The following is a 17996-nucleotide window of genomic DNA, read 5'->3' as shown; positions in this document are numbered from 1 at the left end:
ATCTATTCCTCCGCAACTGGATTATCAGCAACTCATTAGTAAGTACGCGCTTTCGGCGGAAATGCTTCACGCAGTTTTGGCTGCATGTTGACATCACGACGAGTCATGGTCTCAGTTTGCGGCAGATAAAGAGTATGGCATAACCAGTTCGCATCATCACGATCCGGATAGTCGAAACGGCTGTGAGCACCGCGGCTCTCAGTGCGGAAATTAGCAGCAACAGCCGTGGAAAGTGCTGTTTCCATCAGGTTATCAAGCTCCAGACACTCAATTTTCTGAGTATTGAACTCTGAGGAAGTATCGTCCAAACGCGCACTCTTCAGGCGTTCACGGATAACTTTAAGTTCTTCCAGCCCTTTAGCCATTGCATCACCTTCACGGAATACCGAGAAGTTGTTCTGCATACACGCTTGCAAATCTTTACGAATTTTAACCGGATCTTCACCCGTACGGGTACTATTCCAACGGTTCAGACGTTGCAAAGATATTTCAATATCCGATTCGCTGGCTTCGCGGCTAGTCCCTTGTTCCATCAACGATTCTTTCAGGTGCAAACCGGCGGAACGGCCAAACACCACTAAGTCCAACAGCGAGTTCCCCCCCAAACGGTTTGCGCCATGAACCGATACACAGGCAATTTCACCGACAGCAAACAGACCCGGAATAACCACATCTTCACCGTTTTCGTTAACCATCAGAGCCTGACCGGTCACTTTAGTTGGGATTCCTCCCATCATATAGTGGCAAGTTGGAATAACCGGGATAGGTTCTTTTACTGGGTCAACGTGGGCGAAAGTACGGGATAACTCAAGAATGCCCGGCAGACGAGATTCCAGCACCTCTTTGCCCAAATGATCCAATTTCAGCTTGGCATGAGGACCCCAAGGACCTTCACAACCACGGCCTTCGCGGATTTCGATCATAATGGAACGTGCCACGACATCACGACCAGCCAGATCTTTAGCATTTGGCGCGTAACGCTCCATAAAGCGCTCGCCATCTTTATTCAGCAAATAACCACCTTCACCACGGCAGCCTTCTGTTACCAGAACACCTGCTCCGGCAATACCGGTTGGGTGGAATTGCCACATTTCCATATCCTGTACAGGTACACCCGCACGCAGCGCCATACCTACACCATCACCGGTGTTAATGTGGGCGTTAGTGGTTGATTGATAAATACGACCGGCACCACCCGTTGCCAGAATCGTTGCCTTCGCTTTGAAATAAACCACTTCACCGGTTTCAATAGAGATCGCAGTACAACCAACAATAGTGCCATCCTGATTTTTAACCAGATCCAACGAATACCATTCAGAAAAAATAGTGGTGTGATTTTTTAAGTTCTGCTGATACAGCGTATGCAACAGGGCATGACCGGTACGGTCTGCCGCCGCAGCGGTACGTGCAGCCTGTTCACCACCAAAGTTTTTTGACTGGCCACCGAATGGACGTTGATAAATACGACCGTCATCCAAACGCGAAAATGGCAACCCCATGTGTTCCAGTTCCAGAATGGCCTCGGGCCCGGTCTTACACATGTACTCAATCGCATCCTGATCACCGATATAGTCGGAGCCTTTCACCGTGTCATACATGTGCCATTCCCAGTTATCGTCATGGGAGTTACCCAACGCAACGGTGATCCCCCCCTGCGCAGATACAGTATGAGAACGGGTTGGGAATACTTTGGAAATCAAAGCACAGGATAATCCCATTTGTGAAATTTGTAGCGCAGCGCGCATGCCAGCGCCACCTGCACCAATAACGACTGCATCAAACTCTCTTACTGGCAGTTTCATCTATACCCCCCACACCACAATTGTTCCGTAAATCAAGTAAGCCATCAGTGCAACGATAATCGCTAATTGCAGCATTAAACGCAGTGCCAGCGGCTTTACATAGTCAGTGAGTACTTGCCACATACCAATCCAAGCGTGAGCCAGAATGGAAAACAGTGCCAGCACAGTGAAAACTTTAGTGATGGATGAGGCGAAGAAACCCCGCCAGACTTCATAAGTGATATCCGGCGTTGTAACGACAAAGCCCAGCATATAAAGAACATATAAAACAATAATCATTGCGGACGCGCGCAATAATAGCCAATCATGGATACCCGTGCGACCCAATGCAGATGCGTTACTTACCATACCAGTACTCCAGCCAGAATCGACAGAATAACAGCAATCCCGATTGCCACTTTGGCAGAGAGACTACCGACCGCTAAGTTTTCTTCCAAGTAGCCGAAATCCATCAGCATATGACGGACACCACCACAGATATGGTAAGCCAGTGCGGTCAGAATGCCCCACACAATAAACTTAGCGAAAAATCCCGTCATAATATCGGCGGCTTGCTGAAACCCTTCTTGCGAGGAGAGAGACATTCCTAACAACCAGAGGAGAATTCCTACTGCTACGAAAGTAATGACGCCGGAGACACGGTGCAAGATCGAGGTTATTGCAGAGACTGGAAAGTGTATCGTCTGCAAATCAAGGTTGACAGGTCTTTGTTTTTTCACAATTTTGCCCACACAGCTCTTTTATTATTTTCCTTCCTCCGGACCTGGGCGGAAATCAGACAGCGATAAGAGGATACAAAGACACAACATTTGATCAAACGATAGATCCTTCATGTTAAAAAATGTTGTGATTTAGTTACGCTGGGTGCTCCTACAGCAGGGTAATCCGGAGACCTGGCGGCAGTATATGTGCTTCACATTATTATTACAATTACAACACAATATGATTAGCTACATTTCCACTGAACAGTGATTAAGATCACGATTCAAACATATTGCACAAAATTAATTATCTTGTTTGACAAACTTTAAACATTTATCTTACATATATGGTTGAAAACACTTTTGAGATTGATTTTTGATAAGAGGAAAGACCTCAAGAAAAGCTAAAGTTATGTAACTGTGTAGTCCACACGAATCATAATCATTTTTGTAGTCAATGCATAAAACATAACTCTCAAAAATTCGCTAACAACCTAAAAACCATTGTCGTCCAGGGTGAGATTTCAGCCTTAAATGTGATATTGGCCTGATTTCAGCTTTTCCCCGGTAGTACAGTGTCAGGGGACACAGTATAAGAACCTATTCCACCAGGCATCATAGGTATAGACCATTCTTGTCAATAAATTGGGAACACAGATTGCACAGCAACCGGAGTATGCGCACAATCTGTAAGAGGCGATTCACCCACAAATCGCTCACCGGCGCTGGCCACACCAAAGTGCATTCAAAAGTGACCGCTTTTGTCAGAGCACTGTCCAAGCCCGTTCTTGATGACAAAGAATAGTCGATAAAATAGCCTGACAAGATAGACTCTATACGGTGTCTTTCTGCCGTGGTTGTTAAGAGTTATAAAAATGAAAGCGCTAAGGAGACTGTAATGGCAGATAACAAAGCAACTCTAGCCCCAGACGGTTCAGTTGCTATTGAATTGGACGTGCTCACACCGACCCTTGGGTCCAAAGTCATCGACGTTCGTACTCTCGGCTCCCAAGGTTTCTATACCTACGATCCTGGTTTTACTTCCACAGCATCTTGCGAATCCAAGATCACTTACATTGATGGTAACGAAGGTGTATTGCTGCACCGTGGTTTCCCTATCGACCAGCTAGCGACAAAATCCACTTATCTGGAAGTCTGCTATATCCTGCTGTATGGTGAAACACCAACACAAGAACAGTTTGATAAATTCAAAAAAACCATTACCCGCCACACCATGATTCACGAACAGATCCATCGCCTGTTCAACGGTTTCCGCCGTGATTCGCATCCTATGGCCGTACTGTGTGGTGTTACTGGCGCTCTGGCTGCTTTCTATCATGATGCTCTGGACGTGAACAATCCACGTCACCGTGACATTACCGCCTACCGCCTGCTGTCAAAAATGCCGACAGTGGCCGCCATGTGCTACAAATACTCTATCGGTCAACCATTCGTTTATCCACGCAATGATCTCTCCTATGCAGGCAACTTCCTAAACATGATGTTCGCTACGCCGTGTGAAGAGTATAAAGTGAACCCAGTACTGGAACGCGCTATGGATCGCATCTTTATCCTACATGCGGACCATGAACAAAATGCATCTACCTCAACAGTACGTACCGCAGGTTCTTCTGGCGCTAACCCATTTGCCTGTATTGCCGCAGGTATCGCTTCTCTTTGGGGCCCCGCTCATGGCGGCGCAAACGAAGCTTGTCTGCGTATGTTGGAAGAAATTCAGTCAGTTGAACATATTCCGGAATTCATTAAACGCGCCAAAGATAAAAATGATGCTTTCCGTCTGATGGGATTTGGTCATCGCGTTTACAAAAACTATGATCCTCGTGCAACCGTCATGCGTGAAACCTGCCATGAAGTGCTAGATGAACTCGGCCTGAATGACAGCCTGCTGGAAGTTGCTATGGAACTTGAACGTATCGCTCTGCACGATCCTTATTTTATTGAGAAAAAACTGTATCCGAACGTGGATTTCTACTCCGGCATTATCCTGAAAGCAATGGGTATTCCATCCACTATGTTCACTGTTATTTTCGCCATTGCCCGTACTATCGGCTGGATCGCTCACTGGAATGAAATGCATGATGGTGGCGTGAAAATCGCTCGCCCACGTCAACTCTATACCGGCTACACAAAACGTGATTTCGATAGCCAGCTTGAAAAATAATAATAAAATCCCATTACGATAGAAGGCAGAGCTCTAACTTAATCGTTAGGGCTTTATTTAATTGGAAAGATTATTCGGTGAGTACGGCTTAAAGCACCGTCAAAATTGATCTCATCACCTTCCTTATGTATGCTCGTTATCCAAGAGTAGGTACAAGCGACTTACTCTCTAAATTATCAAACGTAGCCTCTATTTGCGTGTGTAGCGAGATCACCAAGATCAAAATTCACAGCTCTATGAATCGGATAGAATAACGTTATTGACAAAAAAACGTTAGTTATGAAAAGCCTGTCAAAAGCTTTGAAGCCCGCCGTTGGTGGGCTTCGTTTATTTCCGTCTTAGGAAAACGTGATTAAACCGGGTTTGGAATATCGATAAAAGTGACATCCAGACCATAATGACCAGCCAACCACTCCCCCAACGCCTTAATACCATAACGTTCGGTGGCATGATGACCCGCCGCATAAAAATGCAGCCCCATTTCGCGGGCGATATGAACCGTCTGCTCTGACACTTCACCGGTAATAAAAGCATCAACACCAAATTCCGCCGCCTGTTGAATAAAACTCTGACCACCGCCGGTACACCAAGCAAGCGTGCGAATCTCTGCGGGTGCATTGTCACCGACATACAACGCTTTGCGACCCAGCGCCTGTTCGATACGTGCAGCTAACTCCACCGGTGTTATTGGCTGTTCAAATTCCCCATGCGGCACGAATGGCTCAACCAACCCGACCACTTTCGCATTAATCAGACGGGCCAATTGCACGTTATTTCCCAATGATGGATGGGCATCAAGGGGCAGATGATAACCATATAAATTGATATCATTACAGAGCAGAGTTTTCAGGCGATTACGTTTCATACCACGGATCACTGCTGACTCATTTTTCCAGAAATAGCCATGATGGACGATAACAGCATCAGCCTGAAGGCGAACCGCTTCATCCAATAAAGCCTGACAAGCGGTCACACCAGTAACAATTCGCTGAATATGAGCACGCCCCTCAACTTGTAAACCATTGGGGGCATAATCCTGAAAATCACCAACATTCAGCTCTTGGTTAATGACATTTTCCAGCTCAATATTACGCATCATATTTGTCCTGTGTATTGATTGTATGACAATAATATACCGTTACCTGCCGCCAATTGTCAGTTGTCAGCTACTTTTGATTGCCAAAACCTGCTCTGACTGTTTTAACCATACGGGCTTATCGCTGGTTTTTACCCATACACGATACAAATAACTGTAAAAACGGGCGCGATCACGACGAAACAACATAACCGGAAACGCCAGGATACCGAAAGTGACAGCGCCAATACGGCGTAAAAGAACTTGATACCAAGGATACTCACGATATGAAGACATATTAGTCCTCCTTAAAATGATCCCACTTTTCCGCAGGATCTTAAAAATAATCAATCTGTAAATTGTTTAAAATTTTATCGCAAAAAATGAAAATTTACCACTTATCAGACCACTTTTAAGCCGTTATTGTCGCTATATTTTCTATTTTATGTAATTTTATTACATAAAATATGATAAAAATGTAATATTACAAACATTTTATTAACAGTTGGTAAAAATGGGATCAACGATAATCAGAGTCAATTTTTTCATGATCCTATTCCTATAATCATAAATTTCACTTTGCTTAGGAAAAGAACTAGTACTACAGCCGTAGATATCAGAAAGTTGCATTTTCCTTGATGCTCACAACTCTGAGAAACCGCATGAATTAAGATTTTCTATGGGTGTCTTTTCTGTTGAAAAAAGTAAGTACGGCTGTAGTACTAGATTCAATAGATAATTCTTATTGAAAAAAATAAAGAAATTAACGACACAGGCGGGTGAAAATATCCTTTTGATTCTGGCAATAGAATCAAGGATTGCCAATACGATAATTTTCATTGATAATTATTATATGAGCACGGAAAAATGATGTAAGCTTTTACACCATACTGTTTTTCCAGAATGCGAGTAAATTAACTATAACAGATGATAGGAGGAAAGATGAAGGTATTAACTGTTATATTATTGATATTAATAACAAATGTTTCAGGTTGCGTCTCCAAAAAACATTCTTTTTCTATTGACTATAAAGCAAATGGCGAAACTTTTCATTTAACTCCATTATGTATAGAGGAAATTACCCCGAAAAAAGGGGATAATTACTATTCCATTTTCATTAAAGTAAAAAACAACTCTCATTGCAGTAAACCATTTAATCTCTTTATAAAGCAAAACGTAGGAAAAAAACTATCTGTTTTCTTTAATAATAAACCAATATTGAAAAACACCAATATAGTTACACCAATGCATGTCGAAAATGGCTTCTATCAGGCAATAAACTCAAATACAACATTTGAAGAAATAGTCAACTCTTTAAATTGATGAAAATCTATGGCTTTTTTCCCCGAAAAAAGCCATAGATTAATTAAATATTTTTTGTTAAATCATATTAATACTCAACAGTGATTATTTGCCCTTGTGAATGACTTTTAAAACGAATACGATCGACTCCCGCTCCATCATTACCTTGAATAGTATATGAACCAGGTCCCATCGTTCGCACGTTTTTTATGCCTGAGTTTGCTGCATATGCAATTTCAACATCAAAAGATGAAGGAGCTTGAGAAATCGTGTCGAAACTGACTGTATATGGATGAGGCCCTCCCGCATGTTCTAACAAATCAGCCCATGGTCCCCATGTTAGAGGCGGTGCCCAAGCTTGTCTTCTTGCCATGAAAATATCCTCTTACTTTAATCATAAAGTGGATTTGTATTTAAATGTCAATTTAATAACATATTCATCAAGTTAAATGAACACATGTTTCCAAGTTCATACCTGCTTGATTTATCAAGCGCGAAATTTGGATACCTTAATTTAATACATGATGTGCCCATGGCATAAAGATACCACGAAACAAAATAAAAAGAACTAAAATTTATTTATCTTATACAAAGCGGTGAGGAAATAAAATCGCAATTAATTTAAGTTCGATTTTTTCCAATACGCCCCGTTATAATTAGTAAAACATGAATATTATACACCAAGTTTTAATATCCCAATCACTTTAGCAAAATCATCAATAATACATGAATAATCATAACGGTCATATGCAAGATTATTAATTAATTTAAAATCACCTAATATCCTTAACCATTCACTTTCCCATAAGTGTATCTTCTGCTGAAAAAGGGAATTATTGAAATAGTTCTCAGCAAGATAGGTTTCTATTTAAGTCTTCTTTTATTAGTCATTTTTATACTTTTTTTACACATCCATTCACTCTTTTATCAGAATCTTTGCATCTCCTTCCCTAATCTTTATTCATCCAAGTTTTCAGGAGATAAGCAGTGAACATATTTTTCATTTCCGGCGCGTTATTAGTAGCCCTATTACTGGTTTATCTGATTTATGCGTTACTCCATGCGGAGGATTTTTAAATGGCCGCATCCGCTTTTTTATTGATCACCAGTTTTTTACTGATTCTATTGATGCTGGCAAAACCACTCGGAAACGTTATCGCCAACATGATCGACGGTAATATTCCTCGCGGGCTGACTAAAGCAGAATCTGGCCTTTGGCGTTGCTGTGGCTTACAAAAACCTGGCGGCACAGTCAAAGAAATGAACTGGTGGCAATATGCATTAGCTATCACTATTTTTAATCTAACCGGACTATTACTGCTATTCACGCTTTTAGTCACACAACACGCCCTCCCCCTTAATCCTGAACATTTCCCCGGGCTCAAATGGGACTTAGCGCTGAATACAGCCGTCAGCTTTATCACCAATACTGATTGGCAGGCATACAGTGGAGAAAACACACTAAGTTACTTTAGCCAAATGACAGGTCTAACCGTGCAGAACTTTCTTTCTGCCGCGACCGGTATTGCGGTGGCATTTGCGTTGATACGCGCATTTTCCCGTCATGGTGTCAACACCGTAGGAAATGCCTGGGTTGATATCACACGTATCACACTCTATCTGCTATTACCGCTGTCTATGATTATCACGCTCGTTTTTGTCAGTCAGGGTGTGATTCAGAATTTCGAACCGTATCAATTAGCCCATACCATTGAAGGCCAATCGCAATTGCTCCCGATGGGGCCGGTCGCCTCACAGGAAGCCATCAAGTTATTGGGAACCAATGGTGGTGGATTCTTTGGTGCCAGCTCATCACACCCCTTTGAAAATCCAACTGCTATCAGCAATTTCGTTCAGATACTGTCTATCTTCTTGATCCCTTGCGCCCTCTGTTTTGCTTTTGGGCAAGTGGTTAGCGATAACCGTCAAGGGCACGCTCTATTGTGGGCAATGAGCATCATCTTTGTCATTGCCACCGTAGGAGTCATGTATGCCGAACTGAAAGGGAATCCCCATTTCAGTTTGTTAGGAGTCAACAGTAATATCAATATGGAAGGTAAAGAGAATCGTTTTGGCATCCTCGCAACCTCAATTTATGCTGTAGTAACCACCGCAGCTTCCTGTGGGGTAGTCAATGCTATGCATGATTCTTTCACTGCACTTGGCGGCATGATCCCAATGTGGTTAATACAAATTGGCGAAGTCGTGTTTGGCGGAGTGGGTTCTGGTTTATATGGTATGTTACTGTTCGTTCTGCTGACCGTTTTTATCGCCGGTTTAATGATAGGTCGTGCGCCTGAATATCTCGGTAAAAAAATCGAAGTATTCGAGATAAAAATGGTAGCACTGGCGATTCTGGTTACCCCTACACTAGCTCTTTTAGGAACAGCACTTGCCATATCCACCGCCAGTGGACGCGCCGGTATTCTGAACCCCGGCGCTCACGGTTTCAGTGAAGTACTCTATGCCCTCTCCTCCGCTGCCAACAATAATGGCAGTGCTTTCGCGGGCCTCAATGCCAACAGTATGTTCTACAACCTGTTGCTAACCATCATCCTGTTTTTAGGTCGCTTTGGCATGATCCTACCAATACTTGCTATTGCCGGTTCTTTGGTCGTAAAAAAACGCCAGCCTGCCAGCAACGGTACACTGCCTACTTACAGCCCACTGTTTATCAGTCTATTGATTTTGACCATCATGTTAATCGGCGCGTTGACTTTTATTCCGGCTCTAATCCTTGGCCCGGTCATTGAACATTTACAAATCTGGCTAATGGCCCGGTAAGCGCCAAAGAGAGGAATACCATGACCAACAAGCAACAAACATTATTCGAACCCGTTTTGATTCGTAATGCCCTGATTGATTCAGTCAAAAAATGTCATCCGGCTGCACAATGGCGTAACCCAGTGATGTTTGTCGTCTATCTAGGCAGTGGGTTAACCACCATTTTATGGATTGCCATGTTAGCGGATCAATTCAAGGGAAATACGCTGTTCACCGGCAACATCGCCTTATGGCTATGGTTTACTGTTCTATTCGCTAATTTTGCCGAAGCACTGGCAGAAGGCAGAAGCAAAGCTCAGGCGGCTAGCCTTAAAGGGGTAAGAAAAACCAGTTGGGCAACTAAACTAAACTCAGCCAATCGTAGTGCAGCCAGAGAGAAAGTTCCTTCTGACAGCCTACGCAAAGGGGATATCGTCATTATTGAAGCGGGTGAAACCATCCCTTGCGATGGTGAAGTTATCGAAGGTGGCGCTTCCGTTGACGAAAGTGCAATCACCGGAGAATCTGCCCCCGTTATCCGCGAATCTGGCGGTGATTTTTCCTCTGTGACTGGCGGCACCCATGTACTATCTGACTGGCTGGTGGTCGAATGTTCAGTTAATCCCGGTGAAACTTTTCTTGACCGCATGATTTCAATGGTGGAAGGGGCTAAACGTCGTAAAACCCCAAACGAGATCGCACTGACTATCCTGTTGACGGCTCTGACAATTATCTTTCTATTGGTGTGTGTCACTCTGCTGCCATTTTCAATATTCAGCGTGGAGATTAACCATTCTGGCCAACCTATCACTGTCACGGTATTGATAGCATTATTAGTCTGCCTTATTCCTACCACGATTGGTGGTTTACTTTCCGCGATTGGTGTCGCAGGCATGAGCCGCATGCTAAGTGCCAATGTTATCGCCACCAGCGGACGAGCCGTTGAAGCAGCGGGTGATGTGGATGTGCTGCTACTGGATAAAACCGGCACTATCACCTTGGGAAATCGCCAAGCCTCTCAGTTTCTGCCCGTACCCGGCATAACGGAACAGCAGTTGGCGGATGCCGCCCAACTCTCTTCTTTGGCCGATGAAACACCGGAAGGCCGCAGCATTGTTATTCTGGCAAAACAGCGATTCAATCTGCGTGAACGTGATCTGCACTCACTGAATGCAACTTTTGTACCTTTCTCTGCCATGACTCGAATGAGTGGTGTTAATGTGGAAAACCGCATGATCCGCAAAGGCGCTGTCGATGCAATCCGCCGCCATATTGAAGCCAATCACGGAAAATTCCCTGAAGCCGTGGAAATTTTGGTACAGACCGTGGCGCGGAAAGGCGGTACTCCGCTGGTTGTCGCAGAAAATCAACAGGTACTGGGCGTTGTCGCGCTAAAAGATATCGTCAAAGGCGGCATTAAAGAGCGATTCAGTGAAATGCGCCGTATGGGAATCAAAACCGTTATGATTACCGGCGATAATCGTCTGACCGCGGCTGCGATTGCCGCAGAAGCTGGAGTTGATGACTTTCTGGCGGAAGCTACCCCCGAAGCCAAACTAGCCCTGATCCGCCAATATCAATCCGAAGGCCGTCTGGTTGCCATGACAGGTGATGGCACTAATGATGCCCCTGCTCTTGCTCAAGCCGATGTTGCCGTTGCTATGAATTCAGGCACTCAAGCAGCCAAAGAAGCCGGCAATATGGTGGATCTGGATTCCAACCCAACCAAACTGATTGAAGTTGTCCATATTGGTAAACAGATGTTGATGACACGCGGCTCTCTGACCACATTCAGTATCGCCAATGATATCGCAAAATATTTTGCCATTATCCCCGCGGCATTTGCCGTCACTTACCCACAATTAAATATCTTGAATATCATGCACCTGCACTCGCCTACTTCGGCGGTTTTATCGACCGTTATCTTTAATGCGCTCATTATTGTTTTCTTGATCCCACTAGCGCTAAAAGGCGTGAGCTACCGCCCAATGAATGCATCAGCGCTTTTACGCCGCAACCTGTGGATTTATGGTCTGGGTGGTCTGATAGCGCCTTTCATCGGCATCAAACTGATAGATCTGTTGCTGACTTTGCTGATACTTAAATAAAGGTGATGAAAATGATTTGGTTACGTTCTTCTGTTGTGTTGTTGATATTTCTGACACTGATTACCGGCGTAGCTTATCCATTGCTGGCAACAGGTCTGTCAGAACTGATGTTTCCTTATCAAGCCCAAGGTTCTATGGTTAAACAAGATGGTCAAACCGTTGGCTCTGAGCTGATTGGTCAACCCTTTACTAAAGCGATCTATTTTCAGGGTCGCCCTTCTGCTACCGTAGATTATCCCTATAACACCCTGTCCTCTGGCGGCAGTAATTTAGCGACTACCAACCCGATATTGGATGATGAAATCAAACGCAGAGTTGAACAACTGCGTCAATTTAATCGTCAACCTGATATACCTGTGCTGGTTGATCTGGTCACCGCATCCGCAAGCGGTCTTGATCCTCACATTTCACCCGCCGCCGCTGACTTTCAAGCACAGAGAGTCGCTGATGCACGCCATTTACCGATTAAAGTGATAAAACAATTAATCAGGGATAATATTGAGCCCCCCCCATCGGAATTCCTCGGTGAGCCCGTAATTAATGTGTTAAAACTTAATCTTGCCCTTGATAATTTACCAGAGAAAAAACAGTAAGGCTGAATATGGATCAACACGAACCACAGCGCCCTGACCCTGATGAATTACTGACACTGGTTAATGAGAAACAGCGCGGTAAATTAAAGATATTTTTCGGTGCCTGCGCTGGCGTCGGAAAAACCTATGCCATGTTGCAGGAAGCGCAAAGATTGCGTGCTCAAGGACTGGATGTGGTTATCGGCGTGGTAGAAACCCATGAGCGGCAAGGAACTGCCGCTTTACTTGATGGTCTGCCACAACTGCCACTGAAGCAGATCTACTACCGACGGCGCAAAATCAGCGTCTTTGATCTTGATGCTGCCATTGCCCGCCATCCGGCCATCATTTTAGTGGATGAGTTGGCATTCAGTAATCCTCACACCAACCGTCATCCCAAACGCTGGCAGGACGTTGAAGAGTTGCTTGAGGCTGGCATAGATGTACTGACTACCATCAATGTTCAGCATCTGGAAAGCCTCAATGATGTTGTGGGTGATATTACTGGTATCCAGGTCAGGGAAACCGTCCCTGATCATATCTTTGATCAGGCGAATGAAATTGTCTTAGTTGATTTGCCCCCAGATGATCTGCGCCAGCGGCTCCATGAAGGTAAGGTCTATATCCCTAGCCAGGCAGAACGCGCCATTGAACATTTTTTCCGCAAAGGTAATTTAATTGCATTACGAGAGCTCGCTTTGCGCCGGACGGCTGATCGCGTGGATGATCAAATGCGTGCTTTCCGCGACACACAAGGGCATGAACCGGTCTGGCATACCCGTGATAATCTTCTGCTGTGCATTGGTAATAGCTCAGGTAATGAAAAGCTCATCCGCACTGCCGCTCGCCTCGCAGCCCGATTAGGCTGTATCTGGCATGCCATCTATGTTGAAACCCCAAAACTGTACCAACTACCCGAAGGTAAACGGCGCACTATTTTAAAAGCACTCAGATTAGCGCATGAATTGGGGGCTGAAACCGCGACGCTGTCTGAGCCAAACAAAGAAAAAGCAGTATTACGTTATGCCAGAGAACATAACCTCGGCAAAATTCTGATAGGGCGTCGCTGTACCTCCAAACAGAAGCTGTTTGGCTGGCAATTGCGCCCAGGTTTTGCTGATCGATTAGGGAAACTAGGACCAGATTTGGATCTGGTGATTGTCGCATTAGAAGAGCGCAGCCGATGGGATAAAGAGCAGGACAACCGCACTGTCAGTGAAAAATGGCGAATACAGATTCAGGGCTGCCTGATCGCTATTGCGCTCTGTACACTTATTACCCTGTTCTCCCGAACATTCTTGCTGACCCTTGATAAAGCCAATCTTGTCACGCTTTATCTGCTTGGCGTCGTCATCATTGCGCTATTTTACGGACGCCAACCATCAATCTTTGCCGCTTTCATTAACGTCATCAGTTTCGATATCTTCTTTGTACAGCCTCATTGGTCTCTTGCTGTTACCGATATGCAGTACCTGCTGACCTTTACTGTCATGCTAATAGTCGGTGTCGTTGTCGGAAACCTCACCGCGGGAATGAGATATCAGGCGCGAATTGCCCGTTACCGCGAACAACGAACCCGCAATCTCTATGAAATGACCCGTGAACTGAGCCGGGCGCTGAATGAAGAAGATATTGCCCGCACCAGCTACCATTTTCTTACTAATGGTTTTCAGGCTAAAACCGGCCTCTTTTTACCCAACGAGGATGGCAACTTATATCAACTGACGACCAATAATGGCGGCCATATGCTGATTAATGATGCCATTGCAAAATGGAGTTTTGATAAAAATCTACCGGCTGGGGCGGGAACAGATACCTTACCTAGCGTACCTTACCAACTACAGCCTATCGCTACACCTTCTCAGACACTGGCTGTATTGGCGATTGAGCCATCCTATTTGCGCCAATTACTGATCCCTGAACAACAGCGATTGCTGCAAACATTTACCGGCCTGATCGCCAATGCACTGGAAAGATTGCAACTCTCACGCCGGGCAGAATCCGCTAAATTGGATACAGAGCGGGAACAGTTACGTAACTCGCTTCTGGCGGCCCTGTCTCACGATTTACGCACACCGCTGACAGTCCTATTTGGACAAGCGGAAATCCTGATGTTGGATTTATCTGCCGAAGGCTCTCCACATACCAAGCAGGTGAACCAGATTCGTCAACAAATTCTCAGCACTTCCCGTCTGGTTAATAACTTACTGGACATGGCGCGTATCCAATCGGGAGGCATTCAGCTCAATCTGGAATGGCAATCGCTAGAAGAGATCGTCGGCAGTACCTTACGTTCACTGGAATATGCACTCAACCGTCATCCCGTCGCGGTTTCCCTGCCATCCGATTTACTATTGCATTGTGATGCCAGTTTACTGGAGCGGGTATTTATCAACTTGTTGGAAAACGCAATCAAATATACCGATGAGCAAATACCACTAGGTATTAAAGCAACAACAGAAAAAAATCAAATTCATATTGAAGTTTGGGATGCAGGTAAAGGCATTCCGCCGGAACAAGAACAATTAATTTTCGATAAATTCTCCCGCGCTCGCAAAGAATCTGCTATTCCAGGAGTGGGCCTTGGATTAGCAATTTGCCGAGCAATTATTGAAATCCACCAAGGAAAGATTTGGGCAACCAATAACGAAAAAGGTGGAGCAAGTTTTCACTTTGTTCTACCGTTAGAGAAGCCCCCTGAAATTATTACTGAGGAGATGTGATTATTACCAACAATAACACCATTTTGATTATTGAAGATGAAAAAGAGATCCGACGCTTTGTTCGACTAGCTTTGGAAGGTGAAGGCTATCGCGTATTTGACAGTGATACGTTGAAATGGGGCCTAATTGAAGCGGGAACCCGCAAGCCTGACTTAATTATTCTTGATTTGGGCTTGCCGGATGGTGACGGTATTAACTTGATTCGTGATCTGCGCCAATGGAGCGCAATTCCCGTTATTGTTCTCTCTGCCCGCGATAAAGAAGCGGATAAAGTTGCGGCATTGGATGTCGGCGCAGATGATTATCTGAGTAAACCCTTTGGCATCAGTGAACTATTGGCAAGAGTCCGGGTTGCCTTACGCCGTTTTGCCAGAACCAATAAAGAAGAATCGATCGTTCATTTTTCTGATGTGGTTGTCGATCTGGTTAACCGCCGAATCACCAAAAACGATGAAGAACTGCATCTCACCCCGATTGAATTCCGGTTACTCGGTGAATTATTGGCGAATAGCGGCAAAGTACTCACCCAACGCCAATTACTCAACCAAGTTTGGGGCCCTAATTATGTTGAACACAACCATTATTTACGGATTTATATGGGGCATTTACGACAAAAATTAGAAACCGACCCAACCAGACCCAAACATTTATTGACTGAAACCGGCATTGGCTATCGGTTTATGCCTTAACTTGCTCCCGCCGCTAAGTCACAAGATTCTAGTTGCAGCAACTTGAGTTTGAAATATCGCAAACCTGCATTTATGTATTGCGTTTTTCGGTGCATATTAGCTGCTATTTACTGGTGCTCAAACTCACAATAACGACAACATTTGAACAAATATATAGATCGCGAGGTGGGAATATTTTAAATTAATAAAGGGGAAATAAATTCCCCCAAAGATAACGCTGTTTTCAGCGATTTCCAAATGGCTAAAACTCACCTATTCATATTTTTCATTTCCACCCAGCGCTATAGATAAGATAATGAACATTATCATCCTCAGTAGCGTTAGCTCTCTCACCTCTTTCATCTAAGACATCGTTATATCCATAAGGAAGTATCATGCTGGAACCACAACTGCTGCATAACAATTGAATGTCCTTTATCGCCTTCTCGGCGGAATATTTCGCTGGTAAGTAACACAAATATAAATATTGATTGGGTGAGATATAAATATCTTGAGGGATTTTAACCCAATCTCCCTCCGGACTTTTATCTCTTACAGTGATGAACTTTAATTCAGTGATACAATCCTTATTATCGATATTGGGATCATATTTTGCTTTATGCATAAAAAGACAAATATTACCCTTACTATTCAGATTTTCGTCTTTAGTGGATTTTAATCCAATATACCCTTCAGGAGGGGTGTTAGTATTATTGATTCCAATAATAATCTCATCAATATAATCCGCATGCACACGTCGTTTAGCAGACTCCGCCGGAGCCCAGACAGTTTCAAAATGCTTTTTAAGCTTGGCCTTTTGTGTTCTGTCTGAACACAGTTCCCAAATCCCCGTCAAGGGGTTGGAATCTGCAAAGTTAACTAATTCAGGGGCATTGGGCACACTGGCTTTCCAGTCTTCAAAGGCTTTTTTCGCTGCTGCTATTTCTTCTGCGGAAGGTTGATCTGCGCTTGTAGCGCCACCAAAAGGATCAAATCGAGATAAGTCACCGCCAATGGCGTGGGTTTTTATATTGGATGCTGAACGAAATTTCTTTATATCCTCCATAAATGAATTTCCTGTACGAGCAGAGAGACCGATAAATCCCGCAAATGAGGCTGCGGCAACCACATCAAAAGAGTTTGTTAGATTCGACGTATATTTGTTCGTAGATGATGAATATTGCGCACAGCCGCCCATGACCACACCACTCAGAAAGTGAGAACCCCAAGTATTAAATAGGTCATTCATATCCTCCTCAGTATCCGCCTTATCAAGGGCTGTTTTAACACTCTCTTTAAGAAACTCTTTTAGTGCTTCTGCTGAACTTTTAAGTATATAGAGATCATAAGTATACTGAATGCGGGAAAACGCATTTTCAAAATCCGTCAGACTATCCGTATCAAAATCGACTTTCAGTGAGGCACTAAAGAATAAATAGTTACCTTTAATGCGGCTTTTACTGGAAATATTGCTTTGATATGACTCAATAGATTCGCCTGATGCATTGGTATATTTTAAATCCCCGACACTATAACAATCGACATAATAGGGGACTTTTAGGGTTTTGCCGAGAATAGTGACCTTCTTGAAGTTATCTTCACTGGCATTGATTTTCCGCTCATCGAAAAGCGAATTCATACAACTTCCCACATTGCAATACTTACCAAAAACATCATAACTTGTGCCGATCATTTCAGCACCAGCTATAACAGTATCATCGAATAGGGACAATTTTCGAAAATAATTTCGGTCACGTATTTCGACATCTCTTTCGCTGTTTTCCTGTTCTAGTGATTTTCCTGTTTTATCGTTAGACATAATGGAACCTCATATTGATAGGGAATAAATTGACAATAGCTATCGCCACATTCTTGATGAGGGTTCAGAATTTCATACCTATAAAAAAGAATAGAGTAGAAGTGAGAAATATCAACAAAGTGATCATGAAAATAATGGCATATGTATCCTGAAATAGATGCCATGCAGCTCATCTAAAATATCAATTATTGTCGATGAGTTCATACTTTTCTATTTAAATTCATAGAGTAAAATTAGCATGGCATTTCTTTGTTCACTATTACCCTATTGAATATTCATAA

15 protein-coding genes are annotated in these 17996 nt (G+C 43.8%); 8 read left to right on the top strand and 7 right to left on the bottom strand.

The annotated features are described in order from the left end of the window. Positions 1–35 precede the first annotated feature (35 nt). From sdhA to sdhC, 3 genes are read right to left on the bottom strand one after another with little or no spacing between them, the layout of a single operon-like run. Positions 36–1802, bottom strand: a complete 1767-nt coding sequence (sdhA, locus tag LGZ98_RS08705; RefSeq protein ID WP_262977980.1) for a succinate dehydrogenase flavoprotein subunit — start codon at positions 1800–1802, stop codon at positions 36–38. Then, a complete protein-coding gene (gene sdhD, locus LGZ98_RS08700) occupies positions 1803–2150 on the bottom strand; it encodes a succinate dehydrogenase membrane anchor subunit (protein ID WP_112876196.1) in 348 nt (115 codons plus the stop codon). After that, entirely contained in the window at positions 2144–2533 is a 390-nt protein-coding gene (sdhC, locus tag LGZ98_RS08695; protein WP_112876197.1) for a succinate dehydrogenase cytochrome b556 subunit, read from the bottom strand. The genes sdhD and sdhC overlap by 7 nt, the downstream gene beginning before the upstream one ends. An 868-nt stretch (positions 2534–3401) precedes the next feature. Here sdhC and LGZ98_RS08690 point away from each other — a divergent pair. After that, a complete protein-coding gene (locus LGZ98_RS08690; RefSeq protein WP_011145730.1) occupies positions 3402–4685 on the top strand; it encodes a citrate synthase in 1284 nt (427 codons plus the stop codon). 352 nt (positions 4686–5037) lie between these two features. On the opposite strand, the gene LGZ98_RS08685 is transcribed toward LGZ98_RS08690, so the two are convergent. Together LGZ98_RS08685 and LGZ98_RS08680 are read right to left on the bottom strand one after the other, a co-directional pair. Beyond that, complete coding sequence (locus LGZ98_RS08685; RefSeq protein WP_262977979.1) at positions 5038–5781, bottom strand: type 2 GTP cyclohydrolase I; 744 nt, start codon at positions 5779–5781, stop codon at positions 5038–5040. Positions 5782–5847: 66 nt separating this feature from the next. Then, positions 5848–6057, bottom strand: coding sequence for a YbfA family protein (locus tag LGZ98_RS08680; RefSeq protein WP_011145728.1), 210 nt, complete (start codon positions 6055–6057; stop codon positions 5848–5850). Positions 6058–6702: 645 nt separating this feature from the next. On the opposite strand from LGZ98_RS08680, the gene LGZ98_RS08675 reads away from it, so the two are divergent. After that, complete coding sequence (locus tag LGZ98_RS08675; RefSeq protein WP_113043621.1) at positions 6703–7083, top strand: hypothetical protein; 381 nt, start codon at positions 6703–6705, stop codon at positions 7081–7083. 67 nt (positions 7084–7150) lie between these two features. Here the strand turns inward: LGZ98_RS08675 and LGZ98_RS08670 are convergent, their stop codons facing one another. Further along, the gene (locus LGZ98_RS08670; protein WP_113043622.1) at positions 7151–7435 is read right to left on the bottom strand and encodes a colicin Z C-terminal domain-related protein; all 285 of its coding nucleotides are present in this window, start codon (positions 7433–7435) and stop codon (positions 7151–7153) included. A gap of 614 nt (positions 7436–8049) precedes the next feature. On the opposite strand from LGZ98_RS08670, the gene kdpF reads away from it, so the two are divergent. From kdpF to kdpE, 6 genes are read left to right on the top strand one after another with little or no spacing between them, the layout of a single operon-like run. Continuing rightward, entirely contained in the window at positions 8050–8139 is a 90-nt protein-coding gene (gene kdpF, locus LGZ98_RS08665) for a K(+)-transporting ATPase subunit F (protein ID WP_113043623.1), read from the top strand. Then, entirely contained in the window at positions 8140–9846 is a 1707-nt protein-coding gene (gene kdpA, locus LGZ98_RS08660; protein WP_262977978.1) for a potassium-transporting ATPase subunit KdpA, read from the top strand. It begins immediately after the preceding gene. 20 nt (positions 9847–9866) lie between these two features. Further along, positions 9867–11933 carry a potassium-transporting ATPase subunit KdpB gene (gene kdpB, locus LGZ98_RS08655; protein WP_113043625.1) on the top strand — a complete coding sequence of 689 codons (2067 nt, stop codon included), beginning with the start codon at positions 9867–9869 and terminating at the stop codon, positions 11931–11933. Between the two features lie 11 nt (positions 11934–11944). Then, a complete protein-coding gene (gene kdpC, locus LGZ98_RS08650) occupies positions 11945–12526 on the top strand; it encodes a potassium-transporting ATPase subunit KdpC (RefSeq protein ID WP_113043626.1) in 582 nt (193 codons plus the stop codon). Between the two features lie 8 nt (positions 12527–12534). Next, a complete protein-coding gene (gene kdpD / locus LGZ98_RS08645) occupies positions 12535–15228 on the top strand; it encodes a two-component system sensor histidine kinase KdpD (RefSeq protein ID WP_113043627.1) in 2694 nt (897 codons plus the stop codon). Continuing rightward, complete coding sequence (gene kdpE / locus LGZ98_RS08640) at positions 15225–15917, top strand: two-component system response regulator KdpE (RefSeq protein WP_191214880.1); 693 nt, start codon at positions 15225–15227, stop codon at positions 15915–15917. Before kdpD ends, kdpE begins: the two co-directional genes overlap by 4 nt. Positions 15918–16182: 265 nt before the next feature. Here the strand turns inward: kdpE and LGZ98_RS08635 are convergent, their stop codons facing one another. Next, positions 16183–17715 (bottom strand): multivesicular body subunit 12, encoded by a 1533-nt coding sequence (locus tag LGZ98_RS08635; protein ID WP_113043628.1) that lies wholly within the window; start codon positions 17713–17715, stop codon positions 16183–16185. Positions 17716–17996 lie beyond the last annotated feature (281 nt).

Source organism: Photorhabdus kayaii, assembly GCF_025384895.1.
Taxonomy (GTDB): Bacteria; Pseudomonadota; Gammaproteobacteria; order Enterobacterales; family Enterobacteriaceae; genus Photorhabdus; species Photorhabdus kayaii.
The sequence above is the reverse complement of the archived record's forward strand: the minus strand, read 5'-3'. Positions and strand labels throughout refer to the sequence as shown.

Bases quoted from the DNA above. Each gene is read 5' to 3' on its own strand.
- sdhA (WP_262977980.1), bottom strand. From the start codon at position 1,802: ATGAAACTGCCAGTAAGAGAGTTTGATGCAGTCGTTATTGGTGCAGGT.
- sdhD (WP_112876196.1), bottom strand. From the start codon at position 2,150: ATGGTAAGTAACGCATCTGCATTGGGTCGCACGGGTATCCATGATTGG.
- LGZ98_RS08690 (WP_011145730.1), top strand. From the start codon at position 3,402: ATGGCAGATAACAAAGCAACTCTAGCCCCAGACGGTTCAGTTGCTATT.
- LGZ98_RS08685 (WP_262977979.1), bottom strand. From the start codon at position 5,781: ATGCGTAATATTGAGCTGGAAAATGTCATTAACCAAGAGCTGAATGTT.
- LGZ98_RS08680 (WP_011145728.1), bottom strand. From the start codon at position 6,057: ATGTCTTCATATCGTGAGTATCCTTGGTATCAAGTTCTTTTACGCCGT.
- LGZ98_RS08675 (WP_113043621.1), top strand. From the start codon at position 6,703: ATGAAGGTATTAACTGTTATATTATTGATATTAATAACAAATGTTTCA.
- LGZ98_RS08670 (WP_113043622.1), bottom strand. From the start codon at position 7,435: ATGGCAAGAAGACAAGCTTGGGCACCGCCTCTAACATGGGGACCATGG.
- kdpA (WP_262977978.1), top strand. From the start codon at position 8,140: ATGGCCGCATCCGCTTTTTTATTGATCACCAGTTTTTTACTGATTCTA.
- kdpB (WP_113043625.1), top strand. From the start codon at position 9,867: ATGACCAACAAGCAACAAACATTATTCGAACCCGTTTTGATTCGTAAT.
- kdpC (WP_113043626.1), top strand. From the start codon at position 11,945: ATGATTTGGTTACGTTCTTCTGTTGTGTTGTTGATATTTCTGACACTG.
- kdpD (WP_113043627.1), top strand. From the start codon at position 12,535: ATGGATCAACACGAACCACAGCGCCCTGACCCTGATGAATTACTGACA.
- LGZ98_RS08635 (WP_113043628.1), bottom strand. From the start codon at position 17,715: ATGTCTAACGATAAAACAGGAAAATCACTAGAACAGGAAAACAGCGAA.